This window comes from Aureivirga sp. CE67, assembly GCF_015767245.1.
Taxonomy (GTDB): Bacteria; Bacteroidota; Bacteroidia; order Flavobacteriales; family Flavobacteriaceae; genus Aureivirga.
The window spans coordinates 339,742-360,210 of sequence record NZ_JADOTV010000002.1 but is presented as its reverse complement, the minus strand read 5'-3'; the positions used below and the strand labels follow the sequence as shown (position 1 = coordinate 360,210).

General features: G+C 30.0%; 16 protein-coding genes and 1 tRNA gene. 6 read left to right on the top strand and 11 right to left on the bottom strand.

Going from position 1 to position 20,469, the window contains the following annotated elements; all coding sequences use genetic code 11:
- Positions 1 to 88 precede the first annotated feature (88 nt).
- Genes lptC through I0K12_RS05440 form a run of 4 tightly spaced genes read right to left on the bottom strand, consistent with a single transcriptional unit; the run spans position 89 to position 4,051 of the window.
- Complete coding sequence (gene lptC, locus I0K12_RS05455; RefSeq protein ID WP_231372708.1) at positions 89 to 658, bottom strand: LPS export ABC transporter periplasmic protein LptC; 570 nt, start codon at positions 656 to 658, stop codon at positions 89 to 91.
- Positions 658 to 2,016 (bottom strand): tetratricopeptide repeat protein, encoded by a 1,359-nt coding sequence (locus tag I0K12_RS05450; RefSeq protein ID WP_231372707.1) that lies wholly within the window; start codon positions 2,014 to 2,016, stop codon positions 658 to 660. Before I0K12_RS05450 ends, lptC begins: the two co-directional genes overlap by 1 nt.
- 26 nt (positions 2,017 to 2,042) lie before the next feature.
- Positions 2,043 to 3,326, bottom strand: a complete 1,284-nt coding sequence (locus I0K12_RS05445; protein ID WP_196885978.1) for a hypothetical protein — start codon at positions 3,324 to 3,326, stop codon at positions 2,043 to 2,045.
- Positions 3,326 to 4,051: a type III pantothenate kinase gene (locus I0K12_RS05440; RefSeq protein WP_196885977.1), complete on the bottom strand. Its 726-nt coding sequence runs from the start codon at positions 4,049 to 4,051 to the stop codon at positions 3,326 to 3,328. The genes I0K12_RS05445 and I0K12_RS05440 overlap by 1 nt, the downstream gene beginning before the upstream one ends.
- A gap of 105 nt (positions 4,052 to 4,156) precedes the next feature.
- Between I0K12_RS05440 and I0K12_RS05435 the strand changes: the two genes are divergently transcribed.
- A tRNA-Phe gene (locus I0K12_RS05435) sits at positions 4,157 to 4,229 on the top strand.
- Between the two features lie 54 nt (positions 4,230 to 4,283).
- Here I0K12_RS05435 and I0K12_RS05430 read toward each other — a convergent pair.
- Positions 4,284 to 5,285: an NADP-dependent oxidoreductase gene (locus tag I0K12_RS05430; RefSeq protein ID WP_196885976.1), complete on the bottom strand. Its 1,002-nt coding sequence runs from the start codon at positions 5,283 to 5,285 to the stop codon at positions 4,284 to 4,286.
- 157 nt (positions 5,286 to 5,442) lie between these two features.
- Between I0K12_RS05430 and I0K12_RS05425 the strand changes: the two genes are divergently transcribed.
- Together I0K12_RS05425 and I0K12_RS22205 are read left to right on the top strand one after the other, a co-directional pair.
- On the top strand, positions 5,443 to 7,350 hold the full coding sequence (locus tag I0K12_RS05425) for a CocE/NonD family hydrolase (RefSeq protein ID WP_196885975.1): 1,908 nt from the start codon (positions 5,443 to 5,445) through the stop codon (positions 7,348 to 7,350).
- Positions 7,351 to 7,451: 101 nt separating this feature from the next.
- On the top strand, positions 7,452 to 8,012 hold the full coding sequence (locus I0K12_RS22205) for a YIP1 family protein (RefSeq protein ID WP_196885966.1): 561 nt from the start codon (positions 7,452 to 7,454) through the stop codon (positions 8,010 to 8,012).
- On the opposite strand, the gene I0K12_RS05415 is transcribed toward I0K12_RS22205, so the two are convergent.
- The 3 genes from I0K12_RS05415 to I0K12_RS05405 are packed head-to-tail and all read right to left on the bottom strand — an operon-like array spanning position 7,989 to position 11,315.
- Positions 7,989 to 8,888: a DMT family transporter gene (locus I0K12_RS05415; RefSeq protein ID WP_196885964.1), complete on the bottom strand. Its 900-nt coding sequence runs from the start codon at positions 8,886 to 8,888 to the stop codon at positions 7,989 to 7,991. The two genes, I0K12_RS22205 and I0K12_RS05415, sit on opposite strands and share 24 nt — an antisense overlap.
- 39 nt (positions 8,889 to 8,927) lie before the next feature.
- Positions 8,928 to 9,863: a DMT family transporter gene (locus I0K12_RS05410; RefSeq protein WP_196885962.1), complete on the bottom strand. Its 936-nt coding sequence runs from the start codon at positions 9,861 to 9,863 to the stop codon at positions 8,928 to 8,930.
- A gap of 9 nt (positions 9,864 to 9,872) precedes the next feature.
- Positions 9,873 to 11,315 (bottom strand): hypothetical protein, encoded by a 1,443-nt coding sequence (locus I0K12_RS05405; protein WP_196885960.1) that lies wholly within the window; start codon positions 11,313 to 11,315, stop codon positions 9,873 to 9,875.
- A gap of 294 nt (positions 11,316 to 11,609) precedes the next feature.
- Here I0K12_RS05405 and clpP point away from each other — a divergent pair, with 294 nt between their 5' ends.
- The 3 genes from clpP (at position 11,610) to dnaG (ending at position 15,870) form a co-directional block, all read left to right on the top strand.
- Positions 11,610 to 12,269, top strand: coding sequence for an ATP-dependent Clp endopeptidase proteolytic subunit ClpP (gene clpP, locus I0K12_RS05400; RefSeq protein WP_196885958.1), 660 nt, complete (start codon positions 11,610 to 11,612; stop codon positions 12,267 to 12,269).
- Between the two features lie 106 nt (positions 12,270 to 12,375).
- The gene (gene clpX / locus I0K12_RS05395; RefSeq protein ID WP_196885956.1) at positions 12,376 to 13,611 is read left to right on the top strand and encodes an ATP-dependent Clp protease ATP-binding subunit ClpX; all 1,236 of its coding nucleotides are present in this window, start codon (positions 12,376 to 12,378) and stop codon (positions 13,609 to 13,611) included.
- A 288-nt stretch (positions 13,612 to 13,899) separates the two neighbouring features.
- The gene (dnaG, locus tag I0K12_RS05390; RefSeq protein WP_196885955.1) at positions 13,900 to 15,870 is read left to right on the top strand and encodes a DNA primase; all 1,971 of its coding nucleotides are present in this window, start codon (positions 13,900 to 13,902) and stop codon (positions 15,868 to 15,870) included.
- 48 nt (positions 15,871 to 15,918) lie between these two features.
- Here the strand turns inward: dnaG and I0K12_RS05385 are convergent, their stop codons facing one another.
- The 3 genes from I0K12_RS05385 to uvrC all read right to left on the bottom strand — a co-directional run bounded on the left by I0K12_RS05385 (position 15,919) and on the right by uvrC (position 20,468).
- Entirely contained in the window at positions 15,919 to 16,107 is a 189-nt protein-coding gene (locus I0K12_RS05385) for a hypothetical protein (RefSeq protein ID WP_196885953.1), read from the bottom strand.
- Positions 16,108 to 16,198: 91 nt separating this feature from the next.
- Positions 16,199 to 18,406, bottom strand: a complete 2,208-nt coding sequence (locus I0K12_RS05380; protein ID WP_196885951.1) for a patatin-like phospholipase family protein — start codon at positions 18,404 to 18,406, stop codon at positions 16,199 to 16,201.
- 262 nt (positions 18,407 to 18,668) lie between these two features.
- Complete coding sequence (uvrC, locus tag I0K12_RS05375) at positions 18,669 to 20,468, bottom strand: excinuclease ABC subunit UvrC (RefSeq protein ID WP_196885949.1); 1,800 nt, start codon at positions 20,466 to 20,468, stop codon at positions 18,669 to 18,671.
- Between the last annotated feature and the right edge of the window lies 1 nt (position 20,469).

Genomic DNA, 20,469 nt, shown 5'->3' with positions numbered 1-20,469 from the left:
CATAAATTTCAACACAGATTCAATAATTAAAATCAAAGCTATTATTAAATAACCCCACTGCATTATTTTTTGAAATTTTTCCATTTCTCTATTCTTTATTATTTAAGTTAAAACTTCCTGTATTATTTCTTGTTTCTAATTTTGATAAATCTCCTTTAGATTCAAATCCTGTTGCAATAATAGTATCTTTATCTCTATAAAGAACAAATTTTTTATCCGAATAAAACAAATCTTCTTTTTGATCCCAATACAATTGAGATGTTTTTAGAATTGAATTTTCTTTATAATTATTCACAACAACATTTCCTCTAATTTCGGCAACTCCTGTCTTTTGAAAAGAAATCGCATAATTCCCTGTTATTTTGGTAGAATCTCCACCTTTCCTATAACTAGTAATGGTGATTCCTTTCGGAAATTCATAATAAGGATGTTCTTTTCTGTTTTCATAATCATACAATAATGGAGTTTCCATTTTATAATTTACAAAACCAGAATCTTGATGTATATCATGTATATTTTCTCCAACACGAATTGGTAAATTTTTATTAGCTAAAAAGTCATTCAATTCTTTATTAGAGTTACCACATGAAAAAAGCATTGATATCACGAATGTGATACCAATGCCTTTTATATATTTATCTACTATAGATTGTTTCATTATTTAGGAACACTAACAGTTTCTCCAATCCAACAGTTAATTTTAAATGGTGATCCTGCCTCAATTCCTCTCACGAAAACAGATTTCTTTGTAGGAATTTGTTTTTTGTAAGCTTTGATATATCTGTTTGCTTTTGCAGCGATACTTGGATCTACATTTTTAGCCTGTTGCATTTTATTTAAAGCAGCAACATAAACCATTCTCTTTTCGAACTCATCTGATCCACAAGAGTTAGCACTTGAAGCATACATACTTCCAATTAAGAAGTAAGCATCTCCTGATTTTGGATTATTTTGGATCGCTAATCTAGCATATTTTCTAGCTTCAGATTTTCTTCCTTTTTTACTCATCTCAATTGCAAGACGTAAGTAAATCTTAGCTTTCTTAAATTTATCCGTTTCTAAATCAGCAGCTTTGATATAGTTCTCAATTGCTTCATTGATTTTTCCATTTTTCAATAAAATCTTAGCTAAGTAAATAGTTTTAGATGGCTCTAAAGCAACATAAGCTTCTACTAATTCAACATATAATGGATCTTCAGTACAATCTTTATTATCCATTCTATCAATAGCTCTCTTCAACCAAGTTGTATTCGCTTTATTTGCTTCAAAATTTTCTCTATAAAGAGGAATTAATCTTTCACAAGTAGAAATTTCAGCGATTTTTTTATCTAATCCTGCTTCAATTAAAGCATTATTCGATAAATTTTTCTCATAAGTTGATAAGTTCTTTTTCTCTCTTGCTGTTAAAGTTTGACCAGATTCTTTTTTAGCCTCTAAAGCAGAAATTTTCTTGATATAGTCTTCTTTTTGCTCTTCAATTCCTTCACTTACGTCATCATATGTATCAAACACTTTCTGAACGTTAGTATCTTTGTTCTTGTTTAAGATCATATCGAAGAACATATAGATATTTTTCCCTCCCATTCTAGTTTTATCTGCATCAAAAGCTTTTTGTAATAATTCAAAAACTTCTGACTTAGGAGCTCCAGCTTCATTCATAAAAGTTGCATAAGAACCATAAACTTTACCTAAATCTGAAGGGTAGTTTTCGATTCTTTGCTCATATACTCTTTTTACAAGAGCTAAAGCAGCAGGCTTGTCTGCTTCTGAAGCATTGTTATATCTGTGTTTTGCTATTTTCTCTCCGTTGATATAAATATTCTTAGTTAATTTAGGACAATTATCTAAACAATATAACCAGTTATCATAAGCTAAGTCATATTTTTTTGCTTTATAATCTCCTCTAAACAAATTATACTTAACGTTACATTCTGATGCGTCTTGTGCATTAGCTTTGTAAGTTGCTCCAACCATCAAAAATAAACAAAGTGCTATGTAAGTGATTCTTTTCATCATTGTTAAATTTTCTGTTTTATTTTGTATTAATCGATTTTATGTTTATTGAACCATTTATCATTTAAAGATAATCCAACTCTAAAATTAAAATAGTTTTCTTGTATTAATCCATCTTTATTATCTCCTCTTCTTCCAAACTCAAAACCTAAGTTTAAATTACTCAGCTTCTTACCTAGTGGTAGACCTAAACCAAAAGATATGCCAAAATCATCAATTTCTGTAAAATCTGATAAACTTCCTGTCGGGCGAACTGCAAATCCTGGCTTTTCATATTTAAATCCAACTCTATAAATAACTCTTTGCCAATAGCTAGATATTGAATTTTGTTTTGGTAAATAAAAACCTCCAACAGCAATTTTTGAATAATCTTTATATTGAATATTTTGCGCAGGGAAAGCATCTCCTGATAAATCTAAAGCACTTCTCATAGAATAATCAACTCCTACGAACCACTTATTTTCAATTCCAATTCCAAATCCGAAATCATTTCTCATAGGTGTTGTGTAACTTCCTTCAATAGTTCTGTCAAATAAAAACTCATTAGGATATTCTACACCATCAATGTATAATAAAGAATAGAACTGCTCATTTCCATTTGTATTCAATTTTGATTCAAACGTAGTTGTTGCACCAAAATTCAATTGCATTTTATTTTTTAAATTATATTGATAAAATCCTCCTAATTTCAATGAAGTCCCTTTTACGTTATAACTCGTTCCATATTTAGTAGCATACTGAACTCCGTTTACTTGTTTGATTACATCATTTTCGATTTTACCAAAAATATAAGAACCTTCAACTCCTAAACTTAAACCTTTAAAAACTTCATATCCAAAATTTGCAAAAACTCTATTTGTTCCTCCTTCACCCTTAAAGTAATTGATTTCAGAAATATCATCTCCATCTCTCATAATACTCGTAAGATCATAACCAACAGTAGTTCTTGGATCCAATCCGAAAACAAATCCTCCCTTTTCACCTACAGGAATTCCCATTGCTAAATATGAAAAAGAAGTAGATCTAGCTTTTTGCTTTCCTCCAGACTCAGATTCTACATTTAATGCTCTTGTATTTAATCCTACCGTATATGTTGTTAATCTTAATTTTGAAGCTAAAGCAGGGTTAATCAAATTCACGTGATAAGCATCTCCATAAGATACTCCTACGCCCCCCATACTAAGTTGCTCCACAGTAGCTGAAGATTGCCCTTGTCCAATTCCAAAATAAGAATATGGTGAACTACTGTTTTTTTGTGCTACCCCCTTTAAAGAAAAAAGAATAGTAATTAATACTAAAATTCGTTTTATCATTACTTTAAATTATATTTCAAAATATCGTTTAATCCTTCTAATAAAAAATTTGGATTTGCAAATATGCCTTTTTTTAATTGTTTAGCCAAGAATTTAGCATCTCCACCTGTTAAAACTATTGTTAAGTTATTAAAATCACGTTGATATTTGCTTATTATTCCTTCTATTTCAGCAATTATTCCATTTACCACACCCGAATTCATGGATTCTACACTTGTCTTTCCAATATAGCTATCAGGTATTTCAGGAGTTAATAACGGTAATTTTGCCGTAAAATTATGCAAAGCCTTATATCGCATCATCAATCCTAATGATATTGCTCCTCCTAAATATTCTTTTTCTTTATTTACAAAATCAAATGTAATACAAGTCCCAGCATCAATCACCAAAACATTTTGTTCTGGAAACTGACTAACACCAGCAGAAGCTAATGCTATACGGTCTACACCTAAAGTTTTTGGAGTTTCGTATTTATTGATAAAAGGAACTTTTGTTTGTTGGTCTAAAAAAACGGTAGCGACTTTACCTTCTAAAAAATTTGCTATTTCATCCGATTTTTCACCAACTGAAGAAAGAATTGCATGTTGTAAATTATATTTTTCAATTTTTTTTTCTAAAACTTGAAAAATCATTTCCGGATCTATTTTCAATAAACTAACTAAAGTATCCTCCTCAAAAACAGCTACTTTAATCCTGGTATTTCCTACATCAATAATTAAATTCATTGGTCTAAATCATAAAGATTGCAAAAATACAAAGAGTTTTTTTAGATTTTACTTTGAATTGTAAAAAAAAATGTCATATATTTGCAACCGCTAAGAACAAGCAATGGTACCTTAGCTCAGTTGGTAGAGCAATGGACTGAAAATCCATGTGTCCCTGGTTCGATTCCTGGAGGTACCACAAAAAAGCCTTAATCAAATTGATTAAGGCTTTTTTATTTATACACATCTTGTTTTAATACACTTTCACTAATTGTTTTCCAATATTTGCTCCTCGGAATAATCCCATAAATGCTCTTGGTAGATTTTCAAAACCATTTATGATTGTTTCTCTATTTTTAATTTTACCTTCAGAAATCCATTTTGCTAATTCATTTTGTGCTTTCGGAAACTCATCATGATAATTAGAAACTATAAATCCTTGCATTAGCATGCTTCGCGTTAAAATCATTGGCTGGATTCTTAATCCAATATTTTTCTCTTTTGAGTTATAAGTAGAAATCTGACCACAAACAATTACTCTACTAAAGAAATTCATCTGCTCCATAATAGTATCTGAAATCTTACCTCCAACATTATCAAAGTAAATATCGATTCCATCAGGACATTTTCTACTTAATTCATAATCTAAATCATCTGTTGTTAAATAATTGATGGTATCATCGAACCCTAAATCATTTTCTAAATAATGATTTTTGATTTCTGAACTTGAAATCCCAATCACTCTACATCCATGCAACTTTGCTATTTGTCCTGCAACAGTTCCTACTGCTCCGGCAGCTCCAGAAATCACTACTGTTTCCCCTTCTCTTGGTTTTCCAATTTTCATCATACCAAAATAAGCTGTAAGCCCTGTCATTCCAAGAACACTTAAAGCCATTGGTAAATCTTCTTTTGGAACATTTACTCTTGTTACATCTTCCGTATGAATAGAACAATACTCTTGCCATGGCATAATTCCATGAACAAAATCACCAGGTTGATAGGATTTATCTTTAGATTTTACAACTTCTCCAACAACAGCCCCATAAATTGCTTTTCCTACAACATAAGGCTCTGTATATGTTTTCTGCTCGTTCATTTTTCCACGCATATATGGATCAACAGAAATATATTTTGTTTTCACCATCACTTCTCCCTCTCTCAAGCTCGGCATACTCACTCTTCTCATATGAAAAGTATCATTTGTAACATCACCATATGGGCGTTCTTTCAGTATATATTGTTTATTCTCCATAATCAACCTAACTATTTAAAAATAAATTAGTTATAAGTTACAATATTATTTTTTTCTACAAAAAAAAAATTTGGATTAATAAGGATTTTTTAACCTGAAATAAGAATATTTTATATTTTGTAGCTTTACAATCTTAAAATAATCCCATAATATCAAAATGAAATTTAACACGATAACGGCCATTTTATTTTCTATCGGATTGGTTTTCACAAGTTGTAATGAATCGACAACTTCAAAAAATGAAACCAAAAAAGAAGAAAAAAAGAAGGAGAAGAAAGAAAATAATTATGTAAAAGAAAATTACGACAAAAAAGAAGTTGAAATTGAAATGCGTGATGGAAAAAAACTTTTCACAACTATTTATTCTCCAAAAGATAAAAGTCAAAAGTATCCAATCGTAATGCAACGTACTCCTTATAGTTGTCGTCCTTATGGTGAAGATAAGTTTAGAAAACAAATCGGGCCAAGTGAAACGATGATGAAAGAAGGATATATTGTAGTATATCAAGATGTTCGTGGAAGATGGATGAGCGAAGATGTATATGACAATATGCGTGCTGTAATCCCAAACAAAAAAGAAAAAGAAATTGATGAAACTACAGATACTTACGATACTATTGATTGGTTAGTAAATAATGTAGAAAACAATAATGGAAAAGTTGGAACTTGGGGAATTTCTTATCCTGGGCATTATGCAACAATGTCTGTAGTAGATGCACATCCTGCATTAAAAGCTGCTTCTCCTCAAGCTTGTATTGGAGATTTTTGGTTTGATGATTTCCATCATAACGGAGCTTATACTTTAAGTTATTATAAGGTAAATAGCCTATTCGGAACTCCAAAAGATCAGCCAACAGATACTGCTTGGTATAAATTTTTAGATTTCGGAACAAAAGATCAATATCAGTATTTCTTAGATAATACTCCATTATCGAAATTGGATGAAAATTATAAAAATGATTATTTCTGGAAACAAATCACAGAACATCCTAATTATGATGAATTTTGGCAGAAAAGAGGTTTAATTCAGCATCTAAAAAATGTAAAGCCGAGCGTTGCAACGATGGTTGTTGGTGGTTGGTTTGATGCGGAAGATTTATACGGACCACTTGAAACTTATAAAAACATTGAGAAATACAACAAAGACAATTACAACACAATGGTTTTCGGACCTTGGAGTCATGGTGATTGGGCGAGAGAGAAAGGAAAAAGTTTAGTTGGAAATGTATATTTCGGAGATTCTATTTCTACTTTTTATCAAAAAAATATTGAAAGTAAATTCTTCCACCATTTCTTAAAAGGAGATGGATCAAAAGAAAGTGGTTTACCTGAAGCTTATGTTTTTGATACTGGAAAAAAAGAATGGAAAGAATATGATGTTTGGCCACCAAAAAATGCAAAAAAACAAACTTGGTATTTACAAGCAGATCAAAAATTTGGAACTGATAAAACTTCTAAAGAGAAAATTTCTTTCGTGAGCGACCCTAAAAAACCTGTTCCTTATTCTGAAGACATCAAAACTGTTTTTACTCCAAGAAAATACATGACGGATGACCAACGTTTTGCTGCAAGAAGACCGGATGTACTTACTTTTGAAACGGAAGTTTTAGAAGACGATGTGACTTTAGCTGGAGATATTTTAGCAAAATTAAAAGTTGCAACTACTGGAACAGATGCAGATTGGATTGTAAAAGTTGTAGACATTTACCCAGCAGACCATGAAGAGCATAAGGACGTTCAAAATCATTTAAAGATGAGTAATTATCATCAAATGGTTCGTAGTGAAATCATGAGAGGAAAGTTTAGAAACGATTTTGCAAAACCTGAAGCTTTTGTACCAAATAAAGAAACGGAAGTTGATGTAAAACTTCAAGATGTTTTCCATACTTTCAAAAAAGGACACAAAATTCAGATTCAAATTCAGAGCTCTTGGTTCCCATTATTTGATTTGAATCCACAAACTTTTGTACCAAATATTTACAAAGCAAAAGAATCAGATTTCAAAAAACAAACACATTCTGTTTTCACAAATTCAACTATTGAATTTACTGTTTTAGAAAAATAATTTTTTTCAAAATATATTTTTAAAACTCCCACTCTATTTTTAGTTTGGGAGTTTTTTTATTTAAAATTTTATACATTTAAAAACTAAAAACATGAAAAAGAATGAAAAACATACTCTTAACAGCTTTTTCTTCCGGAAAAAACTTAGACTTATTCAATGAAAAAAGTAAAAAAAATAGACTGTTCTTATGCTTTATAATTACAACCGTTCATTGCTATACTTTGTCTATTCTTAATTTTGAAAAAGATTACACAACATTCAGTTTTAATATTTCATATCAATTATTTCTTCTTGCCTTTTCATCATTTTTTTCATTTGGATTCTATCATGCTTATTCTTTTATCGTTTTTAAAATTTGTCAAAAGTTAAATGGAAAAGCACAATTCTTAGAAGTTTTTTCAACTTTCATATACTCTTTAATTCCGATAATATTCTGTAATCTAATTATAGGATATTTAAAAACCTCAGATTATTCCACAACTGATTGGAATAATTATATTACAAGAAATATTATTATCTTATTTTTCTCATTTTATAGTTTTAAAATTGGATTTATTGGTCTAAAAAAATTCAATCAATTTGGAGTAAAAAAAACTTTAATAGCAATTTCTCCACTATGGATTCTTTCAATTTTATTTTTAAGTTTCTTCTTTTTGAATTGAAGTTAAATAAACACCAAAAATAATCAAGAGCATACTTATAATATCATAAAAATGTAGCTTTTCATTGACAAGAACAACAGCAGCCAAAATACCAATCACTGGAGTCAAATAATAAATAGAAGAAGTCTTTACAATTCCGATATAAATAACTGCTCGATTCCAAAGATAATAACCAATTAAAGAAGAAAAAACTGCGGAATAAACTATAGATATAATGTCTTTTTCATTTGGTTTAAAAACCCAAGTACCGGAAAAATATTCATAAACAACACAAGGAATTAAATAAACCAATCCCATTAAAATTGTATAAAACAGAAATAAATGATTGGAAATATTTTTGGGTATTTTTTTAATATAAACAGAATAAATTGCAAAAAACAAAGAACCTATTAAAGCTAAAATATCTCCTTTATTAAAATCTAAATCGAGAATATTCTTAATAGAACCATTTGAAATTAAATACACAACTCCAACAATTGCCAAGATAATTCCAACAAATTCTTTTAAATAAATTTTCCTTTTTAAAAAAAGAACTGCAATCAAAACTGTAAAAATGGAAGATGTTATAGCAATCAAGGATAAATTAATGGCTTGTGAAGTTTCTCCTGCTATATAAAAAAAAGAATTTACTGTAGTGATTCCTGTAAAGCCTATTATTGAAAAAAAGATAAAATGTTTCTTTAAAATAAGTAGGTTATCTTTTTTGAAAAATTTTAAACTAAAAGGTAGAAGAAGCAGAAATGCTAAACTCCATCGTAATGTGTTTAAAAGAAATGGAGAAACCGTATCATTTACTATTTTAGGAATCACGCTATTTAACGCCCAAAAAAAAGTGCTTAAAAACCCAAAAACATATCCTAATACTGTTTTATTCATTCTTTTTTATTTCTAAAGTTTTATTTCAATCCCGAACAATTATTTCTTTTTCTGTCTTACAAATCGAAGTTTTTTGACTTTTGCAAAATCAAGACTTGAAGCAAAAGAAACTCCAAAAACTATTAAAACTAAACTTAAAACATCATAGTAATAAAGTCTTTCTTCGAAAAAAATAACTGCTAAAAAAGCACTAAAAACCGGAATCAAATAATAGATAGCAGCGGTTTTTACAATGCCAATTTTATCTATTGCTTTATTCCATAAATAATAACCAATTAGCGAAGCAAAAATTCCTGTATAAAAAATCGAAAACAAAACCTCATCTTTAAAATTATATTTGGAGCTATTATGTATCACATCCCAAACAGTCAAGGGTAACATGTAAATCAGCCCGAAAAAAATCAAAAAGAATAGCATAAAATGATTAGATACTCCTTCTGGTTTTTTTCTCACAAATGTAGAATATACCGCAAAACTTATAGCTCCTAATAACATATATAAATCACCAATTTTGAAATTTAAATTCATTATATTACTTAGAGAAGCTTCAGAAATTAAAAGCAAAACCCCAAAAACTGTAATCAGTATTCCGAAAAACTCTTTGTAGTGTAATTTTCTTTTAAAAAATATAATCGCAATAATGACCATAAAAACTCCTGAAGTCATCGAAATCAAAGAAAGATTTATTGTAGGTGAAGTTTGTCCTGCCAAATAAATCAAAGTATTTTGAATCGAAATCCCTGTTATTCCTGCGATCGTATAAAACCAAAAATCACGTTTTAATATTATAAAATTTTCTTTGGTAAAAAACTTTAAACTAAATGGCAACAAAATCAAAAAAGCAACCAACCACCTTGCAGTATTGAAAGCAATCGGAGAAATATTTCCATTCACAGCTTTTGGTACTAAATAATTTACAGACCAAATTAAAGTACTCAAAACACCATAAAAATATCCTATCAATTGCTTGTTCATCTTCAAAAATTATTCAAAAATCTCATTTATCAATTTCGAGTCATCATTTAAAGATTTAAACAATCTTTTCTTTAAAACTCCTTTTGGCGAAATCAGATTCGAACACATTTTATCTATTGCAATCATCGAAAGTGTTGTTTGTATGTATGCTTCGATTAAATCATCTAATCCTAAACCAAGTTTATTAAAATCTCTTCTATCAGGGAGTAATAATCTAGAAGTATCCGAAGTCCATTGATTTTCTCCTAATTTTATCGAAAGATTCGTTCCTAAAACTTCCCAAGATTCTTTCTCCGATGGAATTTCATTCTTTAATGGCTTTTTAGCTCTTCTTGCATAAATAGCAATTGGGCGAATTCCGTTTGCAGTTGTACTTGTCATGAAACGGATATCTGTTACATAAGCATTTCCTCTAGCATTGGGAATCGTTCCTACATGAAATAATTTATTCGCTTCTTTACTAGTTCCCCAATTAAAATTCCCAATCAAACTTTGCACAATAAAACGATCGTAGGTAAATTCTTTAGCCATAAAAGTTTCTAATTGCTCTTCTGAAAGAATCGGAAAAACTCCTTGTCCAGCATTCATATAAGGAACTTTGATTACGGCTTGTCCTCCAAAACGTTTTACCCAAAGCGGAATTTCTTCTTTGTTTACATCCCAAATCGTTTCTGGTGTGTTTATCTTCAATCCTGTTTTGTTTAAATCTGCATTGTACATATCATATGCCTTTGCAGCAGTTGTTTTATTTCTTCCTCCAGAAAGACAAGCAATAATTGGATTAAAAATTCTCGTTTTAGAACGAATAGGTAATCTATTCCATGGTTTTTTGGTTAAATAGCGAAAAACTCCTCGAATCGGATGCCAAGCCTTTTTATGAAAAACATAGAACTGATCATTTACATATCGAATCTTATCATGTCTTTCATCATTATAAAAAGGAATATAAAACACTTCTTCATTAAATCTATTAGCAATCGCATGCGCATAACCCGAAGCTTCCATCGGATTTTTATCATAAAAAACAGCTAACTTCCCTTCTACTTTTGGCACGCCTCTTTTACATTTCATAAAAGGAACAAATGCATTTTCAATTAAAGATTTATAGCCTCCTTCTTCTTGATTATCAAATTGAAGTGGCATGGATTTTTGACCAGATGGACAAGAATTATTTTCGATCACAACCATTTTTCTTGTTCCATTTTTAGTCGTAACATTAATTAAATCTGCTCCACACCAATGGTAATATTTAGTTTTATAATTGAGTATTTCTTTTAATTTTTCTCTTTTGACACTAGGATTCAAATGACAATAACGATTAACCATTCTTTCCACATCTAAATTCATAAAAAAATTAACCATCGGATGAATAGTTGCATTTAAAGCTTTAGGATACCAGTGATTATCTGCTTCAAAGCTATTTGGTTTGATTATTTCAATTGGTTGTCTCATCAATAGATTTCTTTACAATTTAATTTATATCTTAATTAATATGTTTTTAAATTCAATTAATTGATTTTCAATTATTTAAAATTTAAATTATAAAATATATCTACCTTAAAAAACTAGCATAATATTAATTAGGAAAATTTTAATATTGCATAAATATGATTTATATTGAATGGTAATTTAAAATGAAGATTTTCCATAAAATTGTAATATATTTCGGAAACTATCGTATTTCTTCATAGAAGACTTAATTTGTGTATCTTTACACGTTTTTAAAAAACTTTAAAACAACCAAATATGGATTACGGAAAAGAATTTAAAAAATTTGCTACAAAACACCACGGAATCAATAGTATGTACTACGATAAAATTGTTAGTAGCATGACTCCTTATATTATGGAAGAGCGCCAAATGAATGTAACGCAAATGGACGTTTTTTCTCGTTTGATGATGGATAGAATTTTATTTTTAGGAACAGCAATTGATGATCAAGTTGCAAATATCATTCAAGCGCAATTACTTTTCTTAGAAAGTATGGATTCTACGAAAGATATTTCTATTTATATTAACTCGCCAGGAGGTGGAGTTTACGCTGGGTTAGGAATTTATGATACAATGCAATTTATCAAACCTGATGTAGCTACAATTTGTACAGGAATGGCTGCTTCTATGGGAGCTGTTTTAATGTGTGCTGGAACAAAAGGAAAACGTTCTGCTTTACCACATTCAAGAATTATGATTCACCAACCATTAGGTGGAGCACAAGGACAAGCAAGTGATATCGAAATTACTGCTCGTGAAATTTTAAAATTAAAAGACGAATTATATCAAATCATTGCTAAGCATTCAGGTCAAACTGTAGAGAAAGTAAATCTTGACTCTGACAGAGATTATTGGATGAGAGCTGAAGAAGCAAAAGAGTATGGTATGGTTGATGAGTTATTAATTCGTAACTAAAATATATTAAACTTTATTGTGATGGAAATTTAGGCAAAAAAACACCCCTAACTCTTCTCAAGAGAGGAATTTGAGATCACAATAATATCTATTAAATTTTTTTATAATGTCTAAAGAAGAAGTATTAGGTTGTTCGTTTTGTGGACGTCCGAAATCTGACACGGATTTATTGATTGCTGGGATGAATGCGCACATTTGTGATAAATGTATCGAGCAAGCACACAGCATTGTTTTGGAAGAAGTTATCGGAGCAAAATCGGATGCTTTAACCGCAGATATCGATTTAAAAAAACCTAAAGAAATTAAAGCATTCTTGAATCAATATATGATTGGGCAATATGCAGCAAAAAGAGTAATGTCTGTTGCGGTTTACAATCACTATAAAAGATTATTACAAGAGAAGACAGATGATGATGTAGAAATCGAGAAAAGTAATATCATGCTAGTTGGAAACACTGGTACTGGTAAAACACTTATTGCTCGTTCAATCGCAAGAATGTTAAATGTTCCTTTTACAATTGTGGATGCAACTGTTTTAACAGAAGCTGGATATGTAGGAGAAGATGTGGAAACTATTTTAACGCGTCTTTTACAAGCTGCTGATTATAATGTAGAGAAAGCTGAAAAAGGAATTGTATTTATTGATGAAGTAGATAAAATTGCTCGTAAGAGTGATAATCCTTCTATTACAAGAGATGTATCTGGAGAAGGAGTACAACAGGCTTTACTGAAATTATTAGAAGGAACTGTTGTTAATGTTCCGCCAAAAGGTGGTCGTAAACATCCAGATCAAAAGTTTATCGAAGTAAACACGAAAGATATTTTATTCATCGCTGGAGGAGCTTTTTCTGGAATTGAAAAAATCATCGGAAAACGTTTAAATCAGCAAGCTGTTGGATATGGAGCTTCGCAAAACACGGATCAAGTTGACGAGGAAAATCTATTACAATACATAATTCCTACAGATATTAAATCTTTTGGATTAATTCCTGAAATTATTGGTCGTCTTCCTGTTCTGACTTACATGAACCCTCTTGATGGAGAAACTTTAAGAGCGATTCTTACAGAGCCTAAAAATGCAATTATCAAGCAGTACGAAAAGTTATTCGGAATGGATGAAATTAAATTCTCTATAGACGAAGAAGCTTTACAGTATATTGTTGACAAAGCATTGGAATATAAACTTGGAGCAAGAGGATTGCGTTCTCTTTGTGAATCTATCTTAACAGATGCAATGTTCGAACTTCCAGGTTCTGATGTAAAAGAATTAGTTGTAACTAAAGATTACGCAGAAGAAAAATTAACGAAAACTACTTTAAAGAAATTAAAAGCAGTTTCGTAATTGTTTTAAAAGTTTAATTTTTGTGTGAATTTACACACCCCTAACCCCTCTCAAGAGAGGAACTTAAAAAAATTAAACCTTCAAAAACATATTTAAAATAAAATCCTCCCCTTTTGAGAGGGGAATGAGGGGTGTGTTAGAAACTAATTTTAACACACCTTTCTATTTAATTATAATAAGATTAAATTTAATATTGATTTTATAAAATTGGGAAAAACACACCCCTAGCCCCTCTCAAGAGGGGAAATTTAAAACAATTTAATTTTAAAATTTCTACTTTAAGAAAATATGATCTCTAAGCACACCATTGATAAAGTATTTGAAGCAACTCGAATTGAGGAAGTAATTGGTGATTTTGTACAATTAAAAAAATCTGGTTCCAATTTAAAAGGTTTGAGTCCATTCTCGGATGAAAAATCTCCTTCATTCATGGTTTCTCCTGTAAAACAAATCTGGAAGGATTTTAGTTCAGGAAAAGGAGGTTCTGCAGTTACTTTTTTGATGGAACACGAACATTATTCGTATCCAGAAGCGATAAAATATTTAGCTAGAAAATATCAGATTGAAATAGAAGAAACGGAGCAAACTCAAGAGCAAAAACAACAAGCAGACGAAAGAGAAAGTTTGTATATAGTTTCTGAATTTGCCAATGAACATTTCCAAAAAACACTTCATAATACAGAAGAAGGAAAAGCAATTGCCTTATCTTATTTTAAAGAAAGAGGTTTTCGAGAAGATATTATTAAGAAATTCCAACTTGGTTATAATCTAGATAAATGGAGTGATTTTACAGATGCTGCATTAAAGAATGGTTATGATTTAAAATATTTGGATAAAACTGGTTTAACGATTGTTCGTGAAACTAAAAAGTTTGACAGATTTAAAGGTCGTGTGCTTTTTCCGATTCATAGTATGAGTGGAAGAATTCTTGGTTTTGGTGGAAGAATTCTTGGAAATAATAAAAAAATCGCCAAATACGTAAACTCTCCTGAAAGTGATATTTACCATAAAAGTAAAATTCTTTATGGAATTTATTATGCCAAACAAACGATTGCCAAAGAAGATAATTGTTATCTGGTAGAAGGTTATACGGATGTAATTTCTCTACATCAATCGGGGATTGAAAATGTGGTAGCTTCTTCAGGAACTGCTTTGACTCCAGATCAAATTCGTTTGATTAAACGATTAACAAATAACATCACGATTCTTTTTGATGGAGATGCTGCTGGAATTCGAGCTTCTTTCCGTGGAATTGACTTGATTCTGGAACAAGGAATGAATGTAAAAGTTCTAAATTTTCCTGATGGAGATGATCCAGATAGTTTTTCAAAGAAAGTTTCGGATGCGGAACTAAAAGAATACATCCAGAATAATACGCAGGATTTTATTGGGTTTAAGGTTTCTTTATTAATGGAAGAAGCGCAAAATGATCCGATAAAGAAAGCGAATCTGATTCGTGAAATTGTTGTTAGTATATCTAAAATTCCAGATAGAATTCAACAAGAAGTTTTTGTGCAAGAATGTGCAAGAATCATGGAAATTTCGGAAAATGTTCTTTTCAGTGAATTACAGCAATTAAGTCAAAAAGGAGAAAGAGAACAAGGTAGAACACAAAGAAGAAATCCGGCTCTTGAAGTTGTAAAACAACAGCAAACAGAGAAGAAAACTACCATCATCGAAAAGCAACTTCTGAGATTGGAGCAAGAAGTAATTCGTATTTTGATTTTATATGGAAATACGGAAGTAGATTTTGTTTCTAATTATGTTGAATTTGATGAAGCAAAACAAAAAGAAATTTTCAAAAAGGAGATTTTCAGAAGTAAAGTTTTTCAAGAAATCTTTTTGCAATTACAAGAAGACGAAACGGAATTTACGAATCCAACTTTTCAGTCTATTTATAATGAAATCATGAATAGAGCAAATCAAAGTGATGGAATTTCGATTGAAAACTTAATCAATCATCCTGATACAAATATCGCCATGCAAGTAACACATTTTCTTATGGATGATGAAAAACACATGTTGAGTGATTGGGATAGCAAAGAGGTTTTTGTAAAATCAAAAGAAATGGGATTATCAAAATTAGTAAACGATACTATTTTTAATCTTCGTAGAATTTTAATTGATTTAAAAATTCAACAACTTACTGCACAAGTTTCAAATCCAGAAGTAGATACTTCTTCTATCTTGAAACAAATCATGGATTATACAGCTTTAAAACAACGTTTATTTGTGTTTTTAAATCGTGTAGTTGGATAAACTCATAAAACAAAAAAGGCAACTCAAAATTGAATTGCCTATATTTTATTATTTAAATAAAAATTTTATCCTTGAAAAATTATTCCATATTAATCCTAATATGGAAATAACTTTTAATAACATTCCCACAAGTAATTGAATACTCGCATTTTCATTTCCGTTTATTTTGTTGAAAGCTCCAATTAAAACTGCAACAAAACCTATAATGAATAAAATTAAAAATGATCTATTTTTCATAAAGCAATATGTTTAAATTTATATTGCTCTAATTTAAACAAAAAAACTACTGAAGAAATAAATCACTAAATTCCAAAAACTTACCCATCCACTAAAACCAGAAACCGACATTAAAATACCATTCTCTTTTTTTAGTATTTGGAGACCATGCATAATGTACTTGAACAGGACCAAGAAATGTCTCTAATCCGTATCCTAAAGCATAACCTAATTCTAGGTCTTTAAAAGCTTGAGAATCTCCAATTAAATCATTATCTACTTTTGCTACGTTTGTATAAACTGAAATAAAATTCTTTTTTAATACTTCATAACGAACTTCTAATTCTCCTTTATAATAACTATTATCATTCAAATCTCCGATATCATAACCGAAGAGAGGAATAAAATTATCTAAATAATTACCTCCATATCCTCCAAGCTGAAAGTTTAATTCTTTGATATCACTAGTTCCAATTGTAAAACCTAAATCTACTGTTGGCTTAAAAGTCAGTTTATCAAAAAAGGTAAAAGCTGTTCCTATTTTTCCTCTAATTTGTGAAAAAGAATTAAAGTTTTTTTCATAATCTGAAGAAAGTAAATACCATCTAAAATTCACATCTGTAAAGAAACCAGATTTTGGAAAATTTCGATGATCATAAGAATCTATTTTAAAATAAGAAATGAAATTCACATAATCAGAATTATCATAAAAACTTTTCTTACTATTTCCTTGCAAATCGACTACTTCAGAAAAAATCCTGTTATTTTGATGTTCAAACCCAGCTCCAATTGCTGCAATTTTTTCAAAACTTCTTTGTAAAAAAACCTGTGTCTCGAATCGTTGGTAATTTACTTCTGATTTATTTTCAATATTTTCTGAGTATGCTAAATTTGCTTTAAAACCTTTATAAAAAGAATTTAAACCGTAACTCCAGTTATATCCATTATCAATAAAATAATGCATATCATATCTTAAATAATCTCCAACAACAACATCTAGAGAAAACACATCATTGTCCACCAATAAGTGTTTAGAAGTAACGTTCACCAAAATTCCTGTTTTAAAAAGATTATCATAATGCCCCGCTAACTGTAAATAAGTAGCAATCTGACTTTCTTTTAAATTAAAATTAATGGTAATCTCTCCGTCTTTATCTAAGATTTCGTACTGAATTGTATCGAAGTTGTTTGTTGCAGTAAGATTATTAATTCCTTGTATCAAATGATCCATCGTGATAATTTGATGTTCCTTGATTTTTAATTTTCCAAGAATATAATCCCTCGTATAGTGCGGTGTAAAATTGATATTGATTTCTTTTACCAAAAATTGTTCTGGATGGTAAATATCTATCTTTTCTCTTTTTACAGAAGCTTGAATTTTCGCCAATTCTTCCAATTGTGGAATATATTTTCTGGCAGTAATTTCTCCCTCATTAATTATTTCTGAAAGTTTATCGAAAGAAACGACCGAATAATCATCAATATCAGGATGCATATAAAGATTTACATCATCTACTTTTTGCTGATCTTCTGCATAAATCTGAAAACTAACAATCTGATTTAGAATTTTCACAGCAGAATCCAATTCATCTTTTTTTGCTAATTCATTCTGAACATCTATTCCAATAATAATATCTGCTCCCATTTCACGAACACGATTCACAGGAAAATTATTTACCACTCCTCCATCAATCAATAATCTTCCATTCAATTCTACAGGCTCCAACAATGTAGGGAAAGAACTACTTGCTCTTACTGCTTCTGGCAAGAATCCTTTTCTTAAAACCACCTCTTCTCCTGTTTCTAAATCTGTTGCAACACAAACAAAAGGAATTGGAAGTTTTGAAAAATCTCGGATTGTATCCACATGTTGCGTTAATCTTGTAAGAAGATTAAGTACATTCTGTCCTTTAGAAATTGCTTTTGGAAGTCCTACTTTTCCTTTAGAAATAGGGAATGTAAATGAATATTTTTCTGTATTTTCTTTATCGTAAAGTGAGTACGTTTTTCTAGGAAGTTTATCTTGAAGTATTTTATCAAAGTCTAAAATTCGAATCAAAGAATCAATTTCTTTCGCAGAATATCCCGAAGCGTATAAAGAACCAACAATAGCTCCCATACTGGTTCCTCCAATATAATCAATCTCCACACCTGCCTCTTCAATTACTTTTAGAGCACCAACATGTGCGAAACCTTTAGCTCCTCCCCCACTTAAAACCAAGCCAATTTTTGGTCTTTTTTTCTTAATGGTATCTAATTTTTGCTGCGAAAAAGATAAATTAACAATTAGACAAAATAATACTACTAATAGTCTATTCATTTTACTTTATTTTGAAACTTTCTTTGAAATACACTTATAAAACCTCTTTCAAAATTTATATTTCCTTTATTTTTTTAGAAATTTCATTTTGAAAGACGAGCCAAATCAAAAATGATGCTACAATACAATATTTAAACAACAAATAAAGTTTCTTTTTATTTCAGGGGAAATTCACTTCGTGTAAGATACTTATTTTTATGCTTTAATTGTCTTACAAAAATATTAAAAAATAAATCCTAGAACTAGGAAACTTTGAATAATTTTAAAGTTTCCTCTTTTTTTCAAAATAATCAAAAACCCTTGTAGCCCTTGACTTTCCTATTATTTTCTCTAACTCTTCAAAAGAACTTTCGGAAACTCTCTTTGTAGATTTAAGTTTTCTAAGCAAATCTTCAATTGTTTTCTTCCCGATTCCTTCGATTTTTTCCAACTCCGAATTGATTGCCGCATTACTTCGTTTCTTTCTATGAAAAGTAATTCCAAAACGGTGCGCCTCATTTCTTAATTGCTGAATAATTTTTAAAGACTCCGATTTTTTATCCAAATAAAGCGGAATCGAATCTCCAGGATAATAAATTTCTTCCAGACGTTTCGCAATTCCGATAATTGCTATTTTTCCTCTTAAACCTAAAACTTCTAAACTTTTCAAAGCTGAAGAAAGCTGTCCTTTTCCTCCGTCAATTACAATCAGTTGTGGCAAATCGAGATTTTCTTCTACCAAACGCTTATACCTTCTAAAAACTACTTCTTCCATTGAAGCAAAATCATCTGGACCTTCTACAGTTTTAATATTAAAATGTCGATATTCTTTCTTGCTCGGTTTTCCATTTCTGAAAACAACACAAGCCGCCACAGGGTTGGTTCCTTGAATATTCGAATTATCAAAACACTCGATATGTCTTGGTTCTTCTTTCAATCTTAGATCCAATTTCATCTGCGACATAATTCTCTTTACATGCCTATCTGGATCTACAATTTTAATTTGCTTCAATTGCTCTTGCCTGTGATACTTTGCGTTTCGCTCCGACAATTCTACAATTTTCTTTTTATCTCCAAGTTTCGGAACTGTAATCTTTACGTTTTCTCCTAAACTCACTTCAAAAGGAACAAATATTTCTTTGGATTGTGAATGAAATCTCTGTCGTATTTCTACCATTACCAATTCCAAAATTTCTTTATCTGTTTCTTCCAGTTTCTTTTTGACTTCTGTTGTATGTGATTGAATAATCGCTCCGTTAGCAATTTTCAGATAATTTACATAAGCAAAACTTTCATCCGAAATAATAGAAAACACATCTACATTGGTAATCGAAGCATTTACAACTGTAGATTTCGATTGGTAGTTTTTCAGTAAATCTAATTTTTCTTTGATTTCTTGAGCTTTTTCAAATTCCAAATTCTCTGCAAATTCCATCATTTTTTTAGAAAAAGCATCTACAGATTGTTTGAAATTTCCTTTTAAAATATTTCGAATCGCTTTTATTGATTCGTTGTAATCTTCTTCCAATTGAAAATTCTCGCAAGGTCCTTTACAATTTCCTAAATGATAATCCAGACAAACTTTATATTTTCCTGCATTGACATTTTTTAGACTCAAATCATAATTACAACTACGAAGTGGAAACAAATCTTTAATCAATTCCAATAACACATGAATTGTTCTTCCATTTGGATATGGACCAAAATATTCCGAACCATCTTTAATCACTCTTCTTGTAGAAAAAACTCTTGGAAAACGTTCTTTTTTGATACAAATCCAAGGATAGGTTTTATCATCTTTTAAAAGAATATTATACTTAGGCTTATACTTCTTAATCAAGTTATTTTCAAGCAATAAGGCATCCGTTTCTGTATCTACAACAATGTGTTTTATGTTGGCAATTTTTGAAACCAAAATCCTTGTTTTACCATTTTCATGATTTTTATTGAAGTAAGAAGCAACTCTTTTGCGAAGATTTTTTGCCTTACCTATATATATAATGTTTTCATCTTTATCAAAATATTGATAAACTCCTGGCGATTGTGGTAGTGTTTTTACTTGTAATTGAATTGTTTCTAACATG

Bases quoted from the DNA above. Each gene is read 5' to 3' on its own strand.
- lptC (WP_231372708.1), bottom strand. From the start codon at position 658: ATGAAACAATCTATAGTAGATAAATATATAAAAGGCATTGGTATCACA.
- I0K12_RS05450 (WP_231372707.1), bottom strand. From the start codon at position 2,016: ATGATGAAAAGAATCACTTACATAGCACTTTGTTTATTTTTGATGGTT.
- I0K12_RS05445 (WP_196885978.1), bottom strand. From the start codon at position 3,326: ATGATAAAACGAATTTTAGTATTAATTACTATTCTTTTTTCTTTAAAG.
- I0K12_RS05440 (WP_196885977.1), bottom strand. From the start codon at position 4,051: ATGAATTTAATTATTGATGTAGGAAATACCAGGATTAAAGTAGCTGTT.
- I0K12_RS05430 (WP_196885976.1), bottom strand. From the start codon at position 5,285: ATGGAGAATAAACAATATATACTGAAAGAACGCCCATATGGTGATGTT.
- I0K12_RS05425 (WP_196885975.1), top strand. From the start codon at position 5,443: ATGAAATTTAACACGATAACGGCCATTTTATTTTCTATCGGATTGGTT.
- I0K12_RS22205 (WP_196885966.1), top strand. From the start codon at position 7,452: ATGAAAAACATACTCTTAACAGCTTTTTCTTCCGGAAAAAACTTAGAC.
- I0K12_RS05415 (WP_196885964.1), bottom strand. From the start codon at position 8,888: ATGAATAAAACAGTATTAGGATATGTTTTTGGGTTTTTAAGCACTTTT.
- I0K12_RS05410 (WP_196885962.1), bottom strand. From the start codon at position 9,863: ATGAACAAGCAATTGATAGGATATTTTTATGGTGTTTTGAGTACTTTA.
- I0K12_RS05405 (WP_196885960.1), bottom strand. From the start codon at position 11,315: ATGAGACAACCAATTGAAATAATCAAACCAAATAGCTTTGAAGCAGAT.
- clpP (WP_196885958.1), top strand. From the start codon at position 11,610: ATGGATTACGGAAAAGAATTTAAAAAATTTGCTACAAAACACCACGGA.
- clpX (WP_196885956.1), top strand. From the start codon at position 12,376: ATGTCTAAAGAAGAAGTATTAGGTTGTTCGTTTTGTGGACGTCCGAAA.
- dnaG (WP_196885955.1), top strand. From the start codon at position 13,900: ATGATCTCTAAGCACACCATTGATAAAGTATTTGAAGCAACTCGAATT.
- I0K12_RS05385 (WP_196885953.1), bottom strand. From the start codon at position 16,107: ATGAAAAATAGATCATTTTTAATTTTATTCATTATAGGTTTTGTTGCA.
- I0K12_RS05380 (WP_196885951.1), bottom strand. From the start codon at position 18,406: ATGAATAGACTATTAGTAGTATTATTTTGTCTAATTGTTAATTTATCT.
- uvrC (WP_196885949.1), bottom strand. From the start codon at position 20,468: ATGTTAGAAACAATTCAATTACAAGTAAAAACACTACCACAATCGCCA.